The sequence below is a fragment of the Ruegeria sp. CDSC002 genome (assembly GCF_059610905.1).
Window position 1 is genome coordinate 73563 of the sequence record NZ_JBXWOM010000003.1, and the last position, 22348, is coordinate 95910.

Here is a 22348-nt window from a genome sequence, read left to right on the forward strand (position 1 = left end):
GTTATGTGTGGAATTGTAGGTGTACTGGGTGAGCATGAGGCCGCGCCAACTTTGGTCGAGGCGCTAAAACGTCTTGAATATCGTGGCTATGACAGCGCCGGGATTGCCACGGTCAATGGTGGCACGCTTGGACGTCGTCGGGCGGTCGGCAAGTTGGTCAACCTGAGCGATCTGCTGGTGCACGACCCGCTGCCCGGCAAATCCGGTATTGGTCATACCCGTTGGGCTACCCATGGCGTACCGTCGGTGACCAACGCGCACCCGCATCAGGCCGGCCCTGTGGCGGTTGTTCATAATGGTATCGTCGAAAACTATCGTGAGTTGCGGGCAGAACTGGCCGAACATGGCATCGGTTTCGCGACCGAGACGGACACCGAAACCGTCGCCCTGATGACGGAGTATTACCTGAAGACAGGCCTGTCGCCGGTTGAGGCCGCCTTCAAGACCATCGATCAGCTTGTTGGTGCGTTTGCGCTGGCCTTTCTGTTCGACGGTCAGGACGATCTTATCGTCGCCGCGCGCAAGGGATCACCTTTGGCCATCGGTCACGGAGATGGTGAGATGTACGTGGGCTCAGACGCCATTGCGCTGGCCCCGCTTACGGATCGCATCACCTATCTTGAGGAAGGCGACCGGGCTGTTCTGACCCGAACCTCTCTGGAAATCCGCAACGAAGCCGGTGAATTGGCTAATCGCGGGACTCGCCAGATCAAACTGGACCACACACAGACCGAAAAGAACGGCCATAAACACTTCATGGCCAAGGAAATTGCCGAACAACCCATCGTGATTGCCGACGCGATCCGGTCATACCTGCCAAGTGGTGGTGATCAGGTAGTTCTGCCTGGCGCCGATCTGGATTTCACCAAACTGGATCGTTTGACCATGGTGGCCTGCGGTACCGCATTTTACGCCTGCCTGACGGCGAAGTACTGGTTCGAGCAATTGGCCCAAATGCCCGTCGAGGTCGATATCGCCAGCGAGTTCCGCTATCGCGAACCTCCGATCACGGGGCGCACGATGGCGCTGTTCGTTAGTCAGTCGGGTGAAACTGCCGACACTCTGGCGGCACTGCGCTATTGCGAAGGCAAGGCGGACAAGATCGTCTCGGTCGTCAACGTCCCCGAAAGTTCGATCGCCCGCGAAAGCGATATCGCCCTGCCCATCCATGCAGGCGTTGAGATCGGCGTGGCTTCGACCAAGGCGTTCACGTGTCAACTGAGCGTTCTGCTGATGATGGCGCTCAAGGCGGCTGCGGATCGTGGTACGCTGACCGACGACGAGCTGGCCGACCACTATGCTGCGCTACGCGGCCTGCCAACGGTGATGAATGCAGCGCTGGATCAGAATCCGGCCATCAAGACGTCCGCACAGCGCCTGTCCGAAGCCCGCGACGTTCTGTTCCTGGGTCGCGGCCTGATGTATCCGCTGGCGATGGAGGGGGCGCTGAAGCTCAAGGAAATCAGCTATATCCACGCCGAAGGTTATGCTTCGGGTGAGCTGAAGCACGGACCAATCGCCCTGATCGACAAGAACATGCCTGTGGTGGTTATGGCCCCGCGCGACGCCGTGTTCGACAAAACGGTGTCGAACATGCAAGAGGTGATGGCGCGCAAGGGTAAGGTTATTCTAGTCTCGGACGATGACGGGATTGCCGAGGCTGAAGATGGCGTCTGGAGCATCATCCGGATGCCGCATGTCCACCCTAGCCTGGCGCCGATCCTCTACTCGGTCCCGGCGCAACTGCTGGCCTATCACACGGCGGTGGCCAAAGGCACGGATGTAGACCAGCCGCGCAACCTGGCAAAATCGGTTACAGTGGAGTGAGACATGGCCAAGCAATTTCCGGAACTGGACGACGGGCAGCGTAAATTCATCGAAGAACAGCACATGTTCTTCGTCGGCACTGCGGCACCCGACGGACGGGTCAACATCTCGCCCAAGGGCATGGATTCGCTACGCGTTCTTGGCCCGAACCGGATTGCCTGGATGAACCTGACCGGCAGCGGCAACGAAACCGCCGGTCATCTGCTTGAAGCGAACCGCATGACGCTGATGTGGTGTTCGTTCACGACCCGCCCCATGATCCTGAGAACCTATGGCACCGCGCGCACGCTGCATGTGGGGGACGATGGCTGGGATGAATTGGCTGGCCTTTTCCCTGATCACCGCAGCGCGCGTCAAATCTATGATCTGGATATCGATGTGGTCCAGACTTCGTGCGGCTATGCCGTGCCGTTCATGGAATATCAGTCCGAACGCGACACGATGCAGAAATGGGTCGATGGCAAGTCCGACGAGCAGATCCAATCCTACTGGGTTGAAAAGAACCATCAGACCATTGATGGCAAACCCACGCGCACCCGACCCTGAGTTTATTGATGCTTGAAGCCTATCTGGACCAGATCAAAGCCCATTCCGATCCCGAGCGCGCCGAACAAATGGCGGCCTACCACAAGGCCGACCGCACCCATCTGGGCGTGGCAAACCCGATCCTGAATGATCTGACCAAAACCTGGCGACAGGAGTTGGATGTGGCAGCGCGCGTCGAACTCGCAGATGCGCTGTGGCAAACCAATATTCACGAAGGACGTCTTGCCGCCGCAAAACTGCTGACACAGGCACGCATACGACCTGATGATGCCGTTTGGGACCTGCTGCAAAGCTGGTTGCCGGATTTTGATGCCTGGGCTGTGGCGGATCACGCCTGCATGGCGATGCAAAAGCGCCTGTCAGCCGACCCTTCGCGGCTGGATCAGGTGGAAAGCTGGACAAAATCGGACCACATGTGGACCAGGCGCGCGGCGCTGGTGGCGACCCTGCCCTGGACCAAACAGAACCACCCCAAACCGGAAGACCTGCAACGCCGAGACCGCATTCTGGGTTGGGCTGCAGGCTACGTGCCCGATCGCGACTGGTTCATTCAAAAAGCCGTCGCTTGGTGGCTGCGCGAATTGTCCAAGCACGACCCGGACCGGGTCATTGCCTTTTTGAAAACACACGGCGACGCGATGAAGCCATTTGCGCGAAAAGAGGCCGGTAAATATCTGAAAGGTCAGTTGGAATAAACTTCCAGCTCAACCAGTTCATCAAATGGCAGCAGCAGGGCCCGCATCGCATCCAGCGAAAGGCGGCTGCCGCCCCCGGCTGGCCCGGATGCCGGAATCAGCGTGATATAGGCCTGCGCGCCCGTCCGCGGTACAACCACGCGCCCGGTGAATTCAGTCTCCACCAAAGACGTTTCCAGCCATCGACCAGGTGTTGTGGGATCTCCCAGACCGGCAATCGTGGTTTTTGGACCGAGCCAACCAGTGGCGGCAACGGCAACGGGTTGCGGCTCGACCACCTCTTCTACAACGGCTGGTTCTGCCTCTTCAGGGGGCTTGTCACCACCAAAGACACGATCGGTGGTCGACCGAACGGTGTCACATCCCGCCACCAGAACACAAAAAGCCAAAAGCGCATATCTCATGACGCAAACCTATCGCCCTGCGCGCATCTGTTCCAGCGCAAAGCGCAGTTCGCCCTTGTCGCAGGGCGGTTGCAGCTTTACCTATGTCGCATGACAGCTCCGCTTATCGACCCGTTCGCACGTGCCATCACCTATCTCCGCGTATCCGTCACGGATCGCTGCGATTTCCGCTGCGTCTATTGCATGTCCGAAGACATGACCTTTCTGCCCAAGAAAGACCTACTGACGCTGGAAGAGCTTGACCGCATGTGCTCGACCTTTGTGAATATGGGTGTTGAAAAGTTGCGCATCACCGGCGGTGAGCCTCTGGTGCGCCGCAATATCATGACATTTTTCAATTCGATGACCCGACACCTGGACAGCGGCGCCCTGAAAGAGTTGACGCTGACCACCAATGGTTCGCAACTGCACCGATTTGCCGATGATCTGTACGCCGCAGGTGTGCGTCGCGTGAACGTATCGCTGGATACGCTGGACGAGGATAAATTTGCCAAGGTCACCCGTTGGGGACGCCTCAAACAGGTTCTTAACGGAATCGACGCCGCGCAGAAAGCGGGTCTGCGGATCAAGATCAATGCGGTCGCCTTGAAAGGGTTCAATGAACCCGAGTTGCCAAAGATCACTGAATGGTGTGCCGAGCGTGACATGGATCTGACCTGGATTGAGGTCATGCCCATGGGCGATATCGGAAACGAAGACCGCCTGGACCAGTACTGGTCTCTTGAAGATGTGCGCAAGGAATATGAAAAACACTATTCCGTCACGGATCTGGCCGAACGGACTGGTGGACCTGCGCGTTATGTACGGCTTGAGGATACGGGCCAGAAAATCGGCTTTATCACTCCGCTGTCGCATAACTTCTGCGAAAGTTGCAACCGCGTGCGCCTGACCTGCACCGGTGAGCTGTACATGTGCCTTGGGCAAGAGGATATGGCCGACCTGCGCGCGCCGCTGCGCGATCATCCCGACAGTGATAGATCATTGGAAGAGGCAATCAGGTCCGCGATCACGCTCAAGCCCAAAGGGCATGATTTCGACTATTCCCGTCAGGCCGTCGACGGCCAGATGAGCCGCCACATGAGCCACACGGGCGGCTAAAGTGCCAAACAACCCCGACCAGCCAACGCTGCTGTACAAGCTGTATTGCGGCCTGACTTCCGTTGCGGCCCCGCTGGCATGGCGCACCGTTCGCAAAAAGCTGCAGACGGCGGGCGTTCCCGAAACGCGCCAGCAGGAACGCCTTGGCCACGCCACGCAAACCCGCCCGGATGGGCAGCTGATCTGGTTCCACGCCGCCAGCGTTGGCGAAACTCTGTCGGTCATCAGCCTCATCAAACGTCTGGGCGAACGCCTGCCCGAGGCTGAGTTTCTGATCACTTCCGGAACCCCAACTTCGGCGGCGCTGATCGAGAAACGAATGCCGCCGCGCGCACGCCATCAATACCCACCACTGGACACAGCCGGACCGGTGAGGCGTTTTTTGGATCACTGGCACCCGGACGCTGGCGTTTTCGTCGAAAGCGAAATCTGGCCACGCCTGATTGTCGAAGCCTCTCGCCGCGAGGTTCCGCTGGCGCTGCTCAACGCGCGTCTATCGGATCGCTCGGTCGAGGGATGGAAGAAGCGACCCAAAACCGCGCGATTTATTCTGGACCATTTCACACTGTTCCTAACCCAGAATGACAAGACGGCGGGAAATCTTATCGACATGGGTGCACTCCCCGGTCGGGTACAGCCCGGCACCAACCTCAAAGCCATGTCGGACCCCCTGCCGGTCGATCGAACCACGCTGAGCGATATCCGCGCTCAAATCGCCGACCGCCCGGTCTGGATCGCCAGTTCGACCCATGCAGGTGAGGAAGAAACGGTTCTGGCCGCGCATGCCAAGCTGTTGCAACGCTGGCCCGATCTGCTGCTTCTGCTGATCCCCCGGCACCCCGAACGACGGTCAGAGGTTGCAGATCTTCTCGAGTCCGCCGGGCAGTCCGCCGCCTTCCGCACCAAGGGCGACAAGATCGCGCCGCAGACTCAAGTTTACGTCGCTGACACACTGGGCGAAACTGGCACATGGTACGCATTGTGCCCAATCGTGTTCCTGGGCGGCTCGCTCAAGGAAATCGGCGGTCACAACCCGTTTGAGCCCGCACAGGTCGGTGCCGCTGTGATCACTGGTCCTGGGTACTTCAATTTTGCGGAAACCTTCGCGCCACTGATCGAAAGCGGCGGCGCGACCGAGGTCAATTCCGCCCCGCAACTCGCGGATGCAGTTGCGAATTGGGTGTCAGACGACACCGCGCTCGACAAAGCGCAGGCTGGCGCAAAATCCTGCGTAATTCTCCAGAAATCCACGTTGGACGATGTCATCAACACCTTGTGCGATACACTCAACCTCGCCTGACACAGCAAGGGTCCAACTTCATCTGGCCAAAACCATCGCGGGGAGCGCGAGGGGCTACCCCCTCGCTTCCTTACGCCTACATCAGGCTGCGGGCATCCGTTGTTCCACGATCCCGGCCCACCAACTGCATCCAGCCGGAATAGCTTCGTCGTTAAAATTGTATTCAGGATGATGCACAGCAGCTGTATCGCCATTGCCAACCAGGATGTATGCTCCGGGCCGTTCTTCCAACATAAAGGCAAAGTCTTCACCGCCCATGATCAGTGGCGCTTCGTCACAGTTTCCAGACACCGAGCGCGCGACATCCGCTGCAAAATCGGTCTGCTCGTCGCTGTTTACCATCACCGGATAACCCCGGTAATAGGTCACATCGGCCTGACCACCAAAAGTGGTGGCGATACCTGCGCAGATTTCCTGAACGCGCTTTTCAGCCAAGTCGCGCATATCCTTGCTCATCGTGCGCACGGTCCCTTTGATCTTCACCGATTGGGGGATCACATTGAACGCGTTTGACGACGTCTCAAACGACGTGACCGAAACCACAAGACGATCAATCGGGTCAGCATTGCGCGATGCAATGGTCTGCAGCGCCAAGACAGCCTGAGCAGCCATCACAGTGGAGTCGACCGTTTCATGAGGCTTGGCGGCGTGCCCGCCTTTGCCTTCGAAAGTGATGTCGAACTGATCTGTAGCCGCAAAAAAGGCCCCAGGCCGAATGGCGAAGCTGCCCACCGGGCGGCCGGGCCAATTGTGCATGCCGTAGACCTCTTGAATGCCCCAGCGGTCCATCATGCCGTCTTCGCACATCTCGCGCCCACCGCCGCCGCCTTCTTCGGCGGGTTGGAAGATCACAATCACAGTGCCGTCAAAATTGCGCGTCTCGGACAGGTATTTCGCGGCCCCTAACAGCATCGCCGTATGCCCGTCATGGCCGCAAGCGTGCATCGCGCCATCGGTTTTTGAGGCATAGTCCAACCCCGTCGCTTCGTGGATCGGCAGCGCATCCATGTCTGCACGCAACCCGATCACCTTGCCGCTGGTGTCCGTCTTGCCCTGGATCACGCCGACAACTCCGGTTCGGCCGATGCCTGTCACCACTTCATCACAGCCAAAGTCTCGCAATCTTTCGGCGACCAGGGCACTGGTGCGGTGGGTTTCGAACAGGATTTCCGGGTTTTCATGAATATCGCGTCGCCACTCGGTGATTTCACCCTGCAACTCGGCGAACCGGTTTTTGATCGGCATGTTGGTCTCCTAACTGTTGGTTTTCCGGCCTGCTGCACCGCTATGACCCCGCCATGACTTCAATCTGTTTCGGCAGGTCGCAACGAACCCGCCAACAGGACAATGAATACGGCCAGCGGCAACAGCGCCGTGAATGCTACGCGCAATGTAAGCATCTCTGCGAGAAACCCAATAAGCGGTGGGCCAATCAACAGGCCTCCGTACCCCAGCGTGGCGACGCTGGCGATCGCCTGCCCCGGCGGTACGTTGGGATCACTTGCCGCCCGGCTGAACGCCAACGGCATGATCACCGCGTACCCGATCCCCATCATCGCAAAACCTGCCAATGCCAGTCCTGCCTCGGCAGCGGACACAACACAGAAAACACCCAAAGCGGCGCAAGCCCCGCCAAATCGCGCTGTTGCCACCGGTCCAAACCGCGCAATGACAAACCCGCCTGCCAAGCGGAAAGCAACCATGGCAACCGAGAATACCGCATAGCCCAATGCCGCAATGCTTTCGGCGGCGTCGGTCACGTCCCGCAGGAAAATCGCACTCCAATCCGCCACTGCACCTTCCCCCAAAGCTCCGCACAGGGCGGTGAAGCCCACAAGGATCAAAGCGCCTGAAGGCAAAGCAAAAACCTTGCCTCCGGACACGGCCGCGCGGCGCGATGTCCAGCGTACCCATGACAATGCCAATGCCAGCCCAACGACGATCCCGCCCGCCAGCAAAAAGTGTTGGATCACTGTCAGCCCCATCTGCACCGCTGCAAATCCGCTGAGGGCGCCCAACCCTGCCCCAAGGCTCCACATCGCGTGGAATGATGACATCACGGGCTTCTTATACGCCAGCTCAACCTCCGCCGCCCAGGCGTTCATCGCCACATCCATCGAGCCGTGGAAAGCCCCGAATACAAATAAAAAAGCCGCAAGCGACCAGAAGCTACCCGCGAGAGCCAGAAGGATCAACGAAACCGTATAGAGAACGGCAATGTACCGCGTCAGAACCACCGCGCCGAACCTGTCGGTCAACCGGCCTGTGATCGGAAATGAACACACCGCGCCCGCCGCCATGAACAACAGGCCATATCCCAGTGTCTCATGCGTCAGGTCCAGTTTATCCCTGACCGCTGGAATGCGCGATGCCCAGATGCCGAACAATGCGCCATTCAATATGAACATGGCGGCCACGGCCCGCCACGCCGACACGATTCCAATCACAGAGAATTCCTCGACCCAAGTGTCAAACGCGTTTGTTGTACAACTCGCTGGTCCAAAGGCAAATACGGATCTACTCCAACCGCTTTCGAATCCTACGAACGGCAAACCATACCGCCAAGACAACCGGAATCGTCACCGCTGCGCTTAACATCCCTTTACTGATCCCGGTATCCGTCAGGGGGTAGAGCAGATAGCTGACCAGCGATACGGCGTAATAGCTGATCGCGACCACGGAAAGCCCCTCGACTGTGTGCTGCAGACGCAGCGCCAGATCCGCGCGGCGATCCATGCTTTCCAACAGGGCCTGGTTCTGTGCGCTTCGCTCAACATCTACACGGGTTCGCAGCAATTCCCCTGCACGGATGGCCCTATCTGACAGGGCTTGCAGGCGGCGTTCCGTGGATTTCACCGTACGGATCGCCGGGTCGTATCGGCGCATCATAAAGTCCGCAAAGTTCTGACCGCCTTCAAAACGCTCTTCGCGCAGGACCTCAATCCGCTGATTTACGATGGCCTCATAGGCACCCGTGGCTCCGAACCGGAACGAACACTGCGCCGCCAAAGTTTCCAGTTCAATCGAGGTCGACAGCAAGTCCTGAAGCAACTCGTCGGGCTGGGCAGAATTGTCGGTCATCTGCCCCATCAGGCGCGTCAGTTTTTCATCCAGCTTTCCGATACGAGGCATCAGTTGTTTGACCCGCGCAAAACCCAGCATGGACATTGCCTTGTAGGTCTCGATCTCACACAAACGCTGGACGATCCGTCCCGTCCTGCGCCGACCGGTTCCATTCGCGACAAACAGCGCAAACCGCATGTGCCCTGCCGGATCGATACGAAAATCACTTGCACAAACAGCTGCGTCATCCAGCACCCGAGCAACAGCCAGGCTTTCTGGTTCGAACCAATCCAGCAGCTTGGATTTGATCACCTCGTCGCCTTCGCGTTCGACAACACGCACCATGGCCGACGTGACCCTCTGACCGGGGCTGGCCATCAACCAGTCGGGGGGAAAAACCTCAAAATCAGCCGGGTTGAACGCACGCTCGCTGACGTTCTGGGCGATGGCCGTATAGGTCACGAACTCGGTATGTTGCTCCCACTTCAACCAATGGCGGCCGATTTGTCCGGCATAGTGCGTGGCGTCCGGCTGCGGATGCTGCGCCCCGTGGCGGTCGAGAAGATCGATCAGGTGATCCAGATCTTCGCGGCGATCCCGTGCGACGGCGGCAACAGATTTCTTGATCGCAAGAAAGACCACTGTACAGGGCATTGCCGCCACCGGAAACGGACGGGCGTGCAATTCATTAGCCAACGCATAGCGCAGCGGATGGTCATCTATCGGCGTCATCTTGGGCTCCGTTTCGTCCGAAGCACTATACGACACCTATAAAATTCATCAATTCTCTTTTTATTTCATATACTTACAAGGATACTACGGCATACAAACCCGCTATCTCATTGATTTGGCTGCCACAGCTCGATCGGGTTGCCCTCTGGGTCATGGATGCGCGCGAACTTGCCAACCTCACTGTCCCACTCTGCGTTAGTTTCAACCTTGATCCCTGCGGCTTCAAGCTGTGCAATCATGGTGGCTAGGTCATCGACACGAAAATTGATCATCCACTCCTGCTCGGATCTTCCGAAGTACGCGGTGTCCTGCGCAAAGGGGGCGAAGACTGTGTAACCCTCGCGCTGTTTCCATGGCTCCGGGATATAGTGATTTACGCCCAGGTGCTTTTCATACCACGCGCTCAAGGCCTCGGGATCACGAGCGCGAAAGAACACGCCGCCTATGCCGTTCACTTTTTCCATCGGGCACCTCCTTTTCAATTCAGAATACACCAAAAACAGAAAAGGCGCCCACTGGGGCGCCTTTCCGATAGTTATCCTGACCCGTTCAGTCGATCATGGGCAGCAATTTGTCCAGGCTTGCCTTTGCGTCGCCGTAGAACATGCGGGTGTTTTCTTTGAAGAACAGCGGGTTTTCGATGCCCGAGTACCCGGTGCCTTGGCCGCGTTTGGACACGAAGACCTGCTTGGCCTTCCAGCATTCCAGAACCGGCATGCCGGCGATGGGGCTGTTGGGGTCTTCCTGCGCCGCAGGGTTCACGATGTCGTTCGAGCCGATGACGATGGCCACATCCGTTTCGGGGAAGTCGTCGTTGATCTCGTCCATTTCCAGCACGATGTCGTATGGCACCTTCGCCTCGGCCAGCAGCACGTTCATGTGGCCCGGCAAACGGCCCGCGACCGGGTGGATCGCAAAGCGCACATTCTTGCCCTGCGCCCGCAGCTTGCGGACCAGTTCGGACACCGATTGCTGTGCCTGCGCCACCGCCATGCCGTAGCCGGGGATGATCACCACGCTGTCAGCATCGTTCAGCGCGGCGGCCACACCGTCGGCTTCGATGGCGATCTGCTCGCCCTCAACCGCCATCTGTTCACCCTGTGGGCCACCAAAGCCGCCCAGGATCACGCTGACAAAGTGACGGTTCATCGCCTTACACATGATGTAGGACAGGATCGCACCCGACGAGCCCACAAGCGCACCAACCACGATCAGCAGGTCGTTGCCGAGGCTGAAGCCGATCGCCGCTGCCGCCCAGCCCGAGTAGCTGTTCAGCATCGACACAACCACCGGCATGTCGGCACCGCCGATACCCATGATCAGGTGATAGCCGATGAACAGCGCCGCCAGCGTCATCAGGAACAGCGGGAAGAAGCCGCCTGATGCGGTGTACCAGATCAGACAGATCAACGAGAGACCTGCCGCCGCCGCGTTCAGCGCATGGCCGCCCGGCAGCTTGGTTGCCGCAGACGTCACCTTGCCCGCCAGCTTGCCATAAGCCACGACCGACCCGGTAAAGGTGATCGCACCTATGAAGACGCCCAGAAACAGTTCGACATGCAGGATCGACAATTCCGCCGGGGTTTTCTTGGCGATCAGTTTGGCAAACCCTCCGAGGCCCGTGTACAGAACTTCTTTCGATGCATCCGAGACCGCCATCACCTCGGCGACGTTCAGAACTTCAAAATGCGCGTTGTATCCGACGAACACAGCTGCCAGACCGACCAGCGAGTGCATCGCGGCCACCAGCTGCGGCATCTCGGTCATCTGCACGCGCTGTGCGACGTACTGACCGATCAGACCACCGCCCGCGATCAGCAGCAGCGACAGCAGCCACAGACCCGAACCGGGACCAACCAGCGTGGCGAAGACCGCCAGCGCCATACCGACGATGCCATACCAGACCGCGCGCTTGGCGCTTTCCTGGTTCGACAGGCCGCCGAGCGAAAGGATGAACAGAACAGCCGCAACAACGTAGGCGGCAGTAGTGAAGCCAAATTCCATGTGCCCGGCCTCCTTAAGATTTCTGGAACATGGCGAGCATGCGCCGGGTTACGAGGAAGCCGCCGAAGATGTTGATCCCGGCCATGAAGATGGACAGCGCCGCCAGCAGAATGACCAGGATCGACCCCGATCCGATCTGCATCACAGCCCCAACGATGATGATCGACGAGATCGCGTTGGTGATCGCCATCAGCGGTGTGTGCAGGCTGTGCGCGACGCCCCAGATCACCTGGAAGCCCACAAAAATGGCCAGCACAAAGACGATGAAGTGCTGCATGAAGCTGGCCGGAGCGATCAGCCCCACCAACAGCATCAGCGCGCCACCAACCCCCAGCAGGGTGAACTGCTGTTTGGTCTGCGCCTTGAAGGCCGCAACCTCCTGCGCCTTTTTCTCTTCCGGGGTCAGTTCCTTGACTTCCGGTTTCTTCTGCGCCGCGATCGCCTGCACCTTGGGTGGCGGCGGCGGGAAGGTGATGTCGCCTTCAAATGTCACAGTCGCACCGCGGATCACGTCATCTTCCATGTCGTGATTGATCTGACCGTCCTTTTCAGGCGTCAGGTCGGTCATCATGTGACGGATGTTGGTCGCGTACAAAGACGAGGACTGCGCCGCCATCCGGCTGGGGAAGTCGGTATAGCCGATGATGGTCACGCCATTGTCGGTCACGATCTTCTCATCCGCCACGGTCAGCTTGCAGTTGCCGCCCTTTTCCGCCGCAAGATCAACAATGACCGAGCCCGGCTTCATCGCCTCAACCATATCCTTGGTCCAAAGCTCCGGCGCTTCGCGGTTCGGGATCAGCGCGGTGGTGATCACGATGTCTATCTCGGGTGCCAGCTCGCGGAACTTGGCCAGCTGCGCCTCGCGGAACTCTTCCGACTGAACGCTGGCGTAGCCACCGGTGGCCGCGCCGTCTTGCTGATCCTCACTGAAATCCAGATAGACGAACTCGGCCCCCATCGATTCGACCTGTTCGGCCACCTCGGGGCGCACGTCGAACGCGTAAGTGATCGCGCCCAGCGAGGTCGAGGTGCCGATGGCCGCCAGACCAGCCACACCGGCCCCAACGATCAACACCTTCGCAGGCGGAACCTTACCGGCAGCCGTCACCTGACCGGTGAAAAAACGGCCAAAGTTGTTGCCCGCCTCGATCACCGCACGGTAACCGGCGATATTTGCCATCGACGACAGCGCGTCCATCTTCTGCGCGCGGCTGATCCGCGGCACCATTTCCATGGCGATGACATTGGCACCCTTGGCCTTGGCCGCTTCCATCCCTTCTTCGTTCCCCGCAGGGTTGAAGAAGGAAATCAACGTCTTACCCTTGGTCAGACGCTTCAGCTCAGCCTCGTTCGGTTGACGCACCTTGGCAACAATGTCGGCCTGCTTCCACAGCGACGCAGCCGTCTTGACGACCTCAACCCCAGCTGCCTCATACGACGCATCCGAAAATCCAGCCGCAGCACCAGCACCCTTCTCAATCAGACATTCATAGCCCAACTTCTGAAGCTGCAACGCTGACTCTGGCGTCATCGCAACACGGTTTTCACCGTCATAAGTCTCTCTCGGTGTGCCTATCTTCACTGGCAGTCCCCCTAATTTTCACTCTGACCGAGCGGGTGGTCGGTATTGTTTGTTAAGCAAAGGTGTATCCCGCGCAACATTATTTCGCAAGCGCAGCATTATTACGTTGTGTCATTACCACATCACCTCATATCCATCGGCGGGTTTGGCGTTCATATCGGGCAAAGTCGGCGCGAAAAGTTCTGCGCATTCTGTCCTCTTCTGGCACGATGAAACGACGTTCCAAAAGCCACACGAAAATCGGAATCAGAACCAGTGATGCAACCGCATCAAACCGCAGGATCAGGCCGGACAAGATCAGCACATCGCCAACGTATATGGGGTTTCGGCTACGCTTGAAGATCCCGGATTGCACCAGCGATGTAGGCGTTTCATGCGGAATGATCGTGGTGCGATGACGGCGAAACTCGGCCGCGGCCAGGACGATCAGGATGATGCCGCCGCCGATCAGAACACCGCTGAGCAAATCGACAAACCCATTGTCGAGCGACAGCCCCATCGGCATATGCCGCGCCTGCAGCCATGCCAGCACCGCAAAGCCCAGCAACCACACCGGAGGGACGTCGATTTTTCGCATGTCAGGCAATCTTTCATATCCGGGCGGGACAAAGTGTCGCTTTTGCCCGATGACCTACCGCTTTTCGCTGGAAATAGCAAAATCACAGTTAGTCGCAGCCGTGCGATCGGCGCGCGTCCGGACATGGTTGCAGAGAGGGTCTTCGATGATGGACAGCCGCTTTTGGATCAGATAGCCGTTTTGCATCAACAATTGCCCACACAATGATGAGAAAACGATGACCGACTTTGCCGCGACAAAAGCCCTGTTCAACCTTCCCCAAGGCGTCGTTTATCTGGACGGAAACTCGCTTGGACCGCTGCCCCGCGCCGCCGGAGATCGGGTCAGTGACATGATGGTTCAGGAATGGGGGCAAATGCTGATCACCGGCTGGAACAAGGCAGGCTGGATGGCGTTGCCGACCGGTTTGGGTGATCGCATCGGACGGCTAATTGGCGCAGAACCCGGCAGTATCGTCACCGGCGACACCCTGTCGATCAAGGTTTACCAGGCCGTTGCTTCAGCGCTGGAATTGTGCCCGGACCGCAAGGTCGTGCTTTCGGACAACGGTAACTTTCCTTCCGACCTCTACATGGTGGATGGCCTGCTTCGCTCACTCGGGCCGGAATATGAACTGCGCGTCGTCGCACCGGAAGACGTAGCTGACAATGTGACCGAGGATGTAGCCGTTTTGATGCTGACCGAGGTGGATTACCGCTCGGGCCGGATCCACGACATGAAAGCTCTGACAGAACTTGCCCATGCAAACGGTACAGTGACAGTCTGGGACCTGGCCCATTCAGCTGGCGCGATTCCCGTCAATTTGGCGGCATGCAATGCAGATTTCGCGGTTGGTTGCACCTACAAATACCTGAACGGCGGGCCGGGTGCGCCCGCATTCATCTATGTCGCCCCACGCCTGACGGAACAGGTGCGCCCCGCATTGTCCGGGTGGTTGGGCCACGAGTCGCCTTTTGCCTTTGATCTGGACTATCGCGCCGGCGACGGGATCGAAAGAATGCGTGTAGGTACGCCTCCGATCCTTCAGATGGTCGCCCTATCCGCGGCGATGGACATATGGGATATGGCTGACATGCAGGACGTACGGACCAAATCCATTGAATTGACCGAGTTGTTCACCAAACGTGTCGAATCCGCCTGCCCCGATTTGCAACTGGCAAGCCCGCGTGATCCTGCCCAGCGCGGTAGTCAGGTGTCTTTCCGATTTGCCGACGGCTATGCCGCCATGCAGGCCCTGATTGCCCACGGTGTGATCGGAGACTTCCGCGCGCCTGACATCATGCGGTTTGGCTTCACGCCGCTGTACATTGATGAGCAGGATGTTGAAAATGCAGTCGAAATCTTGGCGGACATCATGCAGAACCGCCTGTGGGACGCACCAGAATTCAAGGTGCGTCAGCGCGTTACCTGACTTCTAGCCCAGCTCCTATCAGAGCGGCAAACTGGGCAACACGGGTTTCATATTCTTCCGCGCCAATAGCGCTTGCCTTCAGCCCCTTCAGAGTGGCCGTTATCGTTTTGGCCGTCTCGTCTGCCTCCACCTGCAACCTGACTCGCCCGGCCTGATCTTCGCGCTTCAGCCACTTGGCATATAGGCGCGCAAGCTTAGCCTCGCCTTGCGATATGATTTCTGACGACATGGATTTGGTCGTATCCAACATTTCAAGCCCATGTGGGGACGCTAGGATGGTGGCCATCCCTTCGGTTTGAGCGTGAACCGCGCCCTTGAAAATGTCCGAAACTGAGCCCGGTTTGGTCAGCGCCGCAGCCACTGCAACGCTTTTCGCTGCATAGTAGAGTTCGGTCAGCTTAGTGACGATCGCCTCTTTGTTTTTGAAATGCAGATACACTGCAGGACGGGACATCCCTGCGCCCTGCGCTATGTCGTCCATCGAGGTCTTGCGGAATCCATAAGTCGCAAAGGCCCGAAACGCCGAGTCCAGGATCGCCTGTTGCCGTGAATCTTCAGTTACATCTGCCATCCCCGAACTCGTGACACTTTTTGTTCATTTTGTCAATTGACATACTGACACTTTTCAACAATTATGTCAGAAACCAGCCACAGCTACGAGAGGTGCGCCATGGCGACCGCCCTTAAGATCAACGGAACGCAACATCAGGTTGACTTGCCCGATGACGTCCCCCTGCTTTGGGTTCTACGGGATGAGGTCGGTTTGACTGGCACCAAATTCGGCTGCGGCGTGGCCGTTTGCGGGGCCTGCACCGTGCACATTGACGGCGAGGCTGTGCGTTCGTGCCAAGTGGCCCTGTCCGATGTCTGGGGCGATGTGACCACGATTGAAGACATTGGCACCCCGGACGCGATGGCCGCGATTCAGCAGGCCTGGGTCGATCATCAGGTGGCGCAATGCGGCTACTGTCAGTCGGGCCAGATCATGCAGGCCGCAGCGCTGCTGGCCGAAAACCCTGCGCCTTCGGATACCGATATCGACGATGCCATGCAGGGCAATTTGTGCCGCTGTGGCACCTACCCCCGCATCCGCGCTGCAATCCACGACGCGGCATCCAAGCTGAAAGAGGCATAAACGATGGCATCCGTTGCAAAAATCCTCCGTCGTACTTTCTTGATTGGCTCAGCAGCGATTGTCGGGGGCGTGGCCTTTGGCGCCTATTACGTCAGCCGTCCGGCCGCCAATCCGCTCAAACCTGCTAGGGGCGAAACCGCGCTCAGCCCCTTTGTTCTGATTGATCAGCAAGGCGTCACCCTGTTCGCCCCGCGTGCTGAGATGGGACAAGGTGTAATGACCACGTGGGCGGCGCTGATCGCAGAAGAACTGGATGTGGAACTGGACCAGATCCGCGTTCTGCACGGCCCCGCAGCAGCGGCCTATTACAACTCGGCCCTGGTTGGTGAGGGATTGCCGAACAAGGGTTATGACATCTCGGACTTCCAGCACAATTTGGGGGAGGCTCTGGGCGTTCTTGGCAGGACGCTGAGCTTGCAGGTGACCGGTGGTTCGACCTCGATGAAAGATGGCTTCGAGCGTATGCGCGAAGCGGGTGCGACCGCGCGCGAAACGCTGAAACAGGCCGCCGCTGACCGTCTGGGCGTGGATCGTGCGCAACTGAAGACCGAAAACGGTGCTGTAATCGCGCCGAACGGGACGCGCATTCCGTATACTGAGCTTGCCGAGGCCGCCGGTCAGATTGAACCGCCGGAAGTCGAATTGCGCGATCCGTCCAACTGGCGCTTGCTGGGGCGGAACTTGCCGCGTGTGGATGTGGTCGGCAAATCCACCGGAACGGCTGAGTTCGGGATCGATGTGCGCCCCGAGGGTCTGAAATTCGCCTCGGTCCGGATCAATCCCAAGCTGGGCGGCGAGATGAAAGGCTTTGATGCCAGCGCGGCCGATCAGATGTCGGGCGTTGAAAAAGTGGTTGATCTGGGCAACGGCGTGGCTGTGATTGCCACCAACACATGGCTGGCCATTCAGGCCGTCGAGGCGATTGACGTAGATTGGGGCGACGCCCCATACCCGCCGGAAACCGACGCCATTTTCACCGAAATTGCCAGTGCATTCGACGCGTCCCCCAATTCGACCATGCGCGATGACGGCGACGTTGACACTCTGCCCGACGGCGCCACCGAAATCACGGCCGAATATACGGTGCCCTATCTGGCCCATTCCACGATGGAGCCGATGAACGCCACAGCGCTGTTCACAGGCTCGGCGCTGGAACTGTGGTGCGGCAATCAGGCCCCGACGCTTGTCCAAATACGCGCGGCCAACACGGCCAACCTGGACAAAGAGGCCGTTCAGATCCACACCACCTATCTGGGCGGAGGGTTTGGCCGCCGGGGCGAGCTGGACTTCGGCGAGATCGCGACAAAGGTCGCAATGGCCATGCCCGGCGTCCCTGTCCAGACCACCTGGAGCCGTGAAGAGGACATGCGCCATGACTACTATCGCCCCGGCGCGATGGCTCGGATGCGGGGGGCAGTCAAAGACGGCCAAGCCGTTCTGATTGACGGCAAGGTCGCGGCGCAATCCTGCACGCAACAAGCGGTTCAGCGCTATACCGGCTTGCCGGCTGGCGGACCTGACAAAGTGCTGGTCGAAGGGTTTTTTAACCAACCCTACGCGGTGCCAAACTATCGCATGAGCGGGCACATCGCCGATCTGGATATTCCGGTCGGCTTCTGGCGCTCGGTCGGGAACAGCCACAATGGCTTCTTCCACGAGACATTCATGGACGAGATGGCCAATGCCGCAGGACGAGATCCGCTGGAGTTCCGCTTGGAACTGGCCAAAGCCGAGCACGCGCCATCGGCAGGCTGCCTACAGGCCGTGAAAGAGATGTCCGGCTGGACCGGAGAAACCCCGGACGGTGTCGGGCGCGGTGTGGCGATGGCCTATAGTTTTGGCACGCCGGTCGCACAGGTGATCGAGGTCGTCGATGAGGACGGCACTATCCGTATCGCCAAGGCATGGATCGCCTGTGACGTCGGTCTGGCCTTGGACCCCGGCACAGTCGAGGCACAGATGTTCGGCGGCATGATTTATGGCCTGTCGGCGGCCGTGATGGGTGAGATCACATTCTCGGACGGTGAGGTCGAACAGTACAACTTCCCCGACTACGACGCTCTGCGGATGCACAATGCTCCGGTGACACAGGTGAAAATTCTGGAAACGAACCACCACATGGGTGGCGTTGGCGAACCGGGGACACCCCCGTCCATGCCCGCGCTCGGCAATGCCCTGTTCGACCTGACGGGTGAGCGCGCCCGCACCCTGCCTTTGATCAATCAGTTCAATCTGCTGGTTTGATCGCGCTGCGCCGGTCCGAACCCTCTCTCTCGGATCGGCGCAGGAATTACGCGGATTGTTGGACCAGCGCCCTATCCGAACCGGTTGCCCATGCATGTACAGCAGCACCGAACGCCTTGAATAAAGGGCGGGACACGGGATCATTTTCGGCGTCCCATTCCGGGTGCCATTGCACTGACAATGTAAACCCGGGTGCGTCCTGAATATAAATCGCCTCGGGCGTTCCATCGGGGGCTTGACCATCAATCACAACCCGACGCCCAACCGATTTGATCCCCTGTCCGTGCAACGTGTTCGTCATCACTTCGGTCGCGCCCATCAAGCGGTGGAATACACCGCCTTCGTTCAGCGCAACGACATGTCGCAAGGCAAATTTCTCTTCCAGAGTCCCATCGGGCGGCATGCGGTGGTTCATCCGACCCGGCAGATCGCGAATTTCCGGGTACAGTGTCCCGCCCATCGCCACGTTGACCTCTTGGAACCCTCGACAAATGCCAAAGAAGGGCTGCCCACGCACCACACAGGATCGCACCAGCGGCAGGGTAATGGCATCGCGCGCCCGGTCGAACTCGCCATGGGCCTCGGTCGCGGACTCGCCGTATTCCTCGGGGTGGACGTTCGGGCGCCCGCCGGTCAGCAGAAATCCGTCGCAGACCTCAAGCAGCTCATCGACCGAGACATAGCGCGGATCGGCTGGGATCAGCAGCGGCAGACAGTCCGAAACATTGGCAACCGCGTCCGAGTTCATCGTGCCACCGGCATGGGTCGGATATTGATCATTCATCAAGTACGAGTTGCCGATGATACCGACGACGGGTCGAGACATGCTGCGTTCCTGCGTTTTCTGTTTGCTTTCCAAAAACTATCGACCGCAAGAACAGCGCGCAATAGCACAGGCCCTGCGTGTCAGCGCAAGCTCTTGTTCAACTGTGCACATGATGGAATATGAACGCGCTTTGTCTGGTAATTTGGCCATTGCCCGTATTTGTGGCTGTGCACGAACATCGCATTGGGTCAGAGAGCCCAAAAGGCTCTCCGACAGTCATCAGGTTCAGATCTCGCCAATCAGGCCAGCAGTTTCGATCCCGGCCAATGCCGCTGCGGCATCATTGTCAGACGTATCGCCGGTCACGCCGACCGCACCGATCACTGCGCCCTTTTTGTCGCGCAGCAACACACCACCCGGGACCGGAACGACCTGCCCGCCATAGACGCCATTCACAGCTGCCATGAAATAGGCCTGCGCCTCGGCCCGCTGCATCTGCGCTGTGCCAGCCAGGCCAAGCATCACCGAGCCATATGCCTTGCCATGCGCAATCGCGAACCGACCGGGGGACGCGCCGTCTTCGCGTTCAAATGCGATCACGTAGCCGCCTGCATCAAGAACGACGACGGAAAGGGGTTTCAGCTCCATTTCGTGCCCCTTCTCAAGGGTCTTTCGGATGATGGTGCGGGCTTTGCGGAGGGAAACTCCCATGTCGTGTCCTATCGTTCCTGATGGTTTAAAGGCTGGCTTTCAGTTCCAGACGGCGAGCATGCAGGACCGGCTCGGTATAGCCCGAGGGTTGCACACGCCCCTTGAAGACCAGATCACAGGCCGCTTGGAAAGCAATTCCGTCGTAACCGGGTGCCAACGGGCGATAGTCTGCGTCATTTTCGTTCTGGCGATCCACCACAGCGGCCATTTTTTGCATCGCAGCCATGACCTGCCCTTCCGAGACAACATCATGGTGCAACCAGTTGGCCAGCGCCTGAGACGAAATCCGGCATGTCGCGCGATCCTCCATCAGACCGACATCGTTGATATCCGGCACCTTCGAACAGCCAACACCCTGATCGACCCAGCGCACCACGTATCCAAGAATGCCCTGCGCGTTGTTCTCGATCTCTCGGGTGATCTCGTTCTCGCTGAGGTTTCGACCGCCCAGCAACGGAATGGTCAGCAAATCCCCCAGCGTCCCCCGCGCCCCACCGGCAGCCAGTTCATCCTGGCGCGCCAGCACGTCGACCTTGTGATAATGCGTCGCGTGCAATGTCGCGGCTGTCGGCGACGGCACCCAGGCGCATGTCGCGCCGGATTTCGGGTGGCCGATCTTCTGCTCCAGCATATCACCCATCCGGTCGGGCATAGCCCACATGCCCTTACCAATCTGCGCCTTGCCCTTCAGGCCGCAGGCCAAACCAATATCTACGTTGCGATCTTCGTAAGACGCAATCCACGGCGTGTTCTTGATGTCGCCCTTAGGCAGCATTGGCCCAGCTTCGATCGAGGTGTGAATCTCATCCCCAGTCCGGTCAAGAAAACCGGTGTTGATGAAGGCCACCCGCGATTTCGCAGCGCGGATGCATTCCTTGAGGTTGACCGACGTGCGGCGTTCTTCATCCATGATGCCCAGCTTCACGGTATTGCGCGGCAGGCCAAGGATGTCTTCGACCATGTCAAAAATCTCGACAGAGAACGCGACTTCTTTCGGGCCGTGCATTTTGGGTTTCACCACATAGACCGAGCCTTGGACCGAATTTCCGCCGTCTCGCTTAAGATCGTGCATGGCAATCAGCGTCGTGCAGAGTGCATCCATCAACCCTTCGCCGATCTCATTGCCCTGTTCATCCAACACAGCAGGGTTTGTCATCAAATGCCCGACGTTGCGGATCAGCATCAGCGAACGACCCTTCAAGCTGCCTGTCTCACCGGATGCCGTTGTAAAGCTTAGGTCCTTGGCAAGTTTGCGGGTGAAAGTCGTGTTGCCCTTGTTCACCTCTTCGGTCAGGTCACCCTTCATCAACCCAAGCCAGTTGCCATATGCCACCACCTTGTCAGCGGCATCGACGCAAGCGACCGAATCCTCGCAATCCATGATGGTCGACAAGGCCGATTCCAGACGCATATCGGCAATACGCGCCGGATCAGTGGCCCCGATAGCGCTGTGTCCGTCGATCCTGATCTGAATGTGCAGCCCGTTGTTGCAGAGCAGTACCGCATCCGGTTTGCCCGGATCTCCGTCGTAACCTACAAATTGTTTAGGATTGGCCAGAGTTGGCATCAGCGCGCCGTCCTGTACGCTCAGATCTGAGACATCAGCCCATGACCCGAAAGCCAGCGGCACTGCGTCATCCAAGAACCCTTTGGCCCATGCAATCACCCGCGCGCCCCGCGCTGCGTCGTAGCCGCCAGCCGCGGGCAGATCACCCATCGCATCCGTTCCGTAAAGCGCATCGTAAAGGCTGCCCCAACGTGCATTGGCTGCGTTCAGTGCAAATCGCGCATTGGTAATCGGAACAACAAGCTGCGGTCCGGGGATCGAGGCGATCTCGGGGTCGACATTGGCGGTTTCAATCTGGAAATCCGCACCTTCCTCAACCAGATAGCCGATCTCGTGCAGGAAAGCCTGATAGACTTCGGCGTCGTGGTCCTGCCCTTGGCGCTCAAGATGCCATGCATCGACCTTGCCCTGAATGTCCTGCCGCTTGGCCAGAAAGGCGCGGTTCTTGGGGCCAAGCTCGGCGACCATGCGCGCCAGACCATCCCAGAAGGCATCTGCTGTGACACCGGTTCCCGGCAGGGCTTGGCCTTCGATGAACTCGGCCAGAACCGTATCCACCTGCAATCCGCTGCGCGCCTGTCTGCTGCTCATTTTGTTTCTCCCGGGAATGTGCACGACTGTATGCCGTCAGCATTTAGGACGAAAGTTTCCGATAGGCAACGTGCGCCGCAGCGTCGCGGTCA

General features: G+C 58.8%; 20 protein-coding genes. 8 read left to right on the forward strand and 12 right to left on the reverse strand.

Features of this window, described 5'->3' with window-relative positions; genetic code table 11:
* Positions 1-3 precede the first annotated feature (3 nt).
* From glmS to AC2FJE_RS06575, 3 genes are read left to right on the forward strand one after another with little or no spacing between them, the layout of a single operon-like run.
* On the forward strand, positions 4-1827 hold the full coding sequence (glmS, locus tag AC2FJE_RS06565) for a glutamine--fructose-6-phosphate transaminase (isomerizing) (protein WP_496760796.1): 1824 nt from the start codon (positions 4-6) through the stop codon (positions 1825-1827).
* Positions 1828-1830: 3 nt separating this feature from the next.
* Positions 1831-2373 (forward strand): pyridoxamine 5'-phosphate oxidase family protein, encoded by a 543-nt coding sequence (locus AC2FJE_RS06570; protein ID WP_496695848.1) that lies wholly within the window; start codon positions 1831-1833, stop codon positions 2371-2373.
* Positions 2374-2381: 8 nt separating this feature from the next.
* Positions 2382-3068 carry a DNA alkylation repair protein gene (locus AC2FJE_RS06575; protein WP_496760797.1) on the forward strand — a complete coding sequence of 229 codons (687 nt, stop codon included), beginning with the start codon at positions 2382-2384 and terminating at the stop codon, positions 3066-3068.
* On the opposite strand, the gene AC2FJE_RS06580 is transcribed toward AC2FJE_RS06575, so the two are convergent.
* Positions 3056-3472, reverse strand: a complete 417-nt coding sequence (locus tag AC2FJE_RS06580) for a hypothetical protein (RefSeq protein ID WP_058274375.1) — start codon at positions 3470-3472, stop codon at positions 3056-3058. The genes AC2FJE_RS06575 and AC2FJE_RS06580 overlap by 13 nt on opposite strands.
* Positions 3473-3562: 90 nt before the next feature.
* Here AC2FJE_RS06580 and moaA point away from each other — a divergent pair, with 90 nt between their 5' ends.
* Together moaA and AC2FJE_RS06590 are read left to right on the forward strand one after the other, a co-directional pair.
* The gene (gene moaA, locus AC2FJE_RS06585) at positions 3563-4570 is read left to right on the forward strand and encodes a GTP 3',8-cyclase MoaA (RefSeq protein WP_496760798.1); all 1008 of its coding nucleotides are present in this window, start codon (positions 3563-3565) and stop codon (positions 4568-4570) included.
* 1 nt (position 4571) lies between these two features.
* The gene (locus AC2FJE_RS06590) at positions 4572-5870 is read left to right on the forward strand and encodes a 3-deoxy-D-manno-octulosonic acid transferase (protein ID WP_496760799.1); all 1299 of its coding nucleotides are present in this window, start codon (positions 4572-4574) and stop codon (positions 5868-5870) included.
* Positions 5871-5951: 81 nt separating this feature from the next.
* Here the strand turns inward: AC2FJE_RS06590 and AC2FJE_RS06595 are convergent, their stop codons facing one another.
* From AC2FJE_RS06595 to AC2FJE_RS06625, 7 genes are all read right to left on the reverse strand, one after another.
* Positions 5952-7115, reverse strand: a complete 1164-nt coding sequence (locus AC2FJE_RS06595) for a M20 aminoacylase family protein (RefSeq protein ID WP_282119162.1) — start codon at positions 7113-7115, stop codon at positions 5952-5954.
* Positions 7116-7174: 59 nt separating this feature from the next.
* Complete coding sequence (locus tag AC2FJE_RS06600; RefSeq protein WP_282119161.1) at positions 7175-8317, reverse strand: MFS transporter; 1143 nt, start codon at positions 8315-8317, stop codon at positions 7175-7177.
* A gap of 70 nt (positions 8318-8387) precedes the next feature.
* On the reverse strand, positions 8388-9665 hold the full coding sequence (locus AC2FJE_RS06605; RefSeq protein ID WP_282153988.1) for a DUF3422 family protein: 1278 nt from the start codon (positions 9663-9665) through the stop codon (positions 8388-8390).
* Positions 9666-9772: 107 nt separating this feature from the next.
* Positions 9773-10129, reverse strand: coding sequence for a VOC family protein (locus tag AC2FJE_RS06610; protein ID WP_496754945.1), 357 nt, complete (start codon positions 10127-10129; stop codon positions 9773-9775).
* Between the two features lie 85 nt (positions 10130-10214).
* Positions 10215-11669 (reverse strand): NAD(P)(+) transhydrogenase (Re/Si-specific) subunit beta, encoded by a 1455-nt coding sequence (locus tag AC2FJE_RS06615; protein WP_282119159.1) that lies wholly within the window; start codon positions 11667-11669, stop codon positions 10215-10217.
* Between the two features lie 13 nt (positions 11670-11682).
* A complete protein-coding gene (locus tag AC2FJE_RS06620; protein WP_058274367.1) occupies positions 11683-13254 on the reverse strand; it encodes a Re/Si-specific NAD(P)(+) transhydrogenase subunit alpha in 1572 nt (523 codons plus the stop codon).
* A gap of 127 nt (positions 13255-13381) precedes the next feature.
* Complete coding sequence (locus AC2FJE_RS06625; protein WP_496754949.1) at positions 13382-13831, reverse strand: methyltransferase family protein; 450 nt, start codon at positions 13829-13831, stop codon at positions 13382-13384.
* 217 nt (positions 13832-14048) lie between these two features.
* On the opposite strand from AC2FJE_RS06625, the gene kynU reads away from it, so the two are divergent.
* Complete coding sequence (gene kynU, locus AC2FJE_RS06630; RefSeq protein ID WP_496754951.1) at positions 14049-15242, forward strand: kynureninase; 1194 nt, start codon at positions 14049-14051, stop codon at positions 15240-15242.
* Here kynU and AC2FJE_RS06635 read toward each other — a convergent pair.
* Positions 15235-15813 (reverse strand): TetR/AcrR family transcriptional regulator, encoded by a 579-nt coding sequence (locus AC2FJE_RS06635; RefSeq protein WP_496760800.1) that lies wholly within the window; start codon positions 15811-15813, stop codon positions 15235-15237. The two genes, kynU and AC2FJE_RS06635, sit on opposite strands and share 8 nt — an antisense overlap.
* Positions 15814-15912: 99 nt before the next feature.
* Between AC2FJE_RS06635 and AC2FJE_RS06640 the strand changes: the two genes are divergently transcribed.
* Together AC2FJE_RS06640 and AC2FJE_RS06645 are read left to right on the forward strand one after the other, a co-directional pair.
* Complete coding sequence (locus tag AC2FJE_RS06640) at positions 15913-16377, forward strand: (2Fe-2S)-binding protein (RefSeq protein WP_496760801.1); 465 nt, start codon at positions 15913-15915, stop codon at positions 16375-16377.
* A gap of 3 nt (positions 16378-16380) precedes the next feature.
* Positions 16381-18621, forward strand: coding sequence for a xanthine dehydrogenase family protein molybdopterin-binding subunit (locus AC2FJE_RS06645; protein ID WP_496754955.1), 2241 nt, complete (start codon positions 16381-16383; stop codon positions 18619-18621).
* Between the two features lie 46 nt (positions 18622-18667).
* Here AC2FJE_RS06645 and AC2FJE_RS06650 read toward each other — a convergent pair whose 3' ends face one another.
* The 3 genes from AC2FJE_RS06650 to AC2FJE_RS06660 all read right to left on the reverse strand — a co-directional run bounded on the left by AC2FJE_RS06650 (position 18668) and on the right by AC2FJE_RS06660 (position 22256).
* A complete protein-coding gene (locus tag AC2FJE_RS06650) occupies positions 18668-19447 on the reverse strand; it encodes a gamma-glutamyl-gamma-aminobutyrate hydrolase family protein (protein ID WP_496754957.1) in 780 nt (259 codons plus the stop codon).
* A gap of 225 nt (positions 19448-19672) precedes the next feature.
* A complete protein-coding gene (locus AC2FJE_RS06655; RefSeq protein ID WP_109313084.1) occupies positions 19673-20098 on the reverse strand; it encodes a GlcG/HbpS family heme-binding protein in 426 nt (141 codons plus the stop codon).
* A gap of 25 nt (positions 20099-20123) precedes the next feature.
* Positions 20124-22256, reverse strand: coding sequence for a malate synthase G (locus AC2FJE_RS06660; RefSeq protein ID WP_496760802.1), 2133 nt, complete (start codon positions 22254-22256; stop codon positions 20124-20126).
* Between the last annotated feature and the right edge of the window lie 92 nt (positions 22257-22348).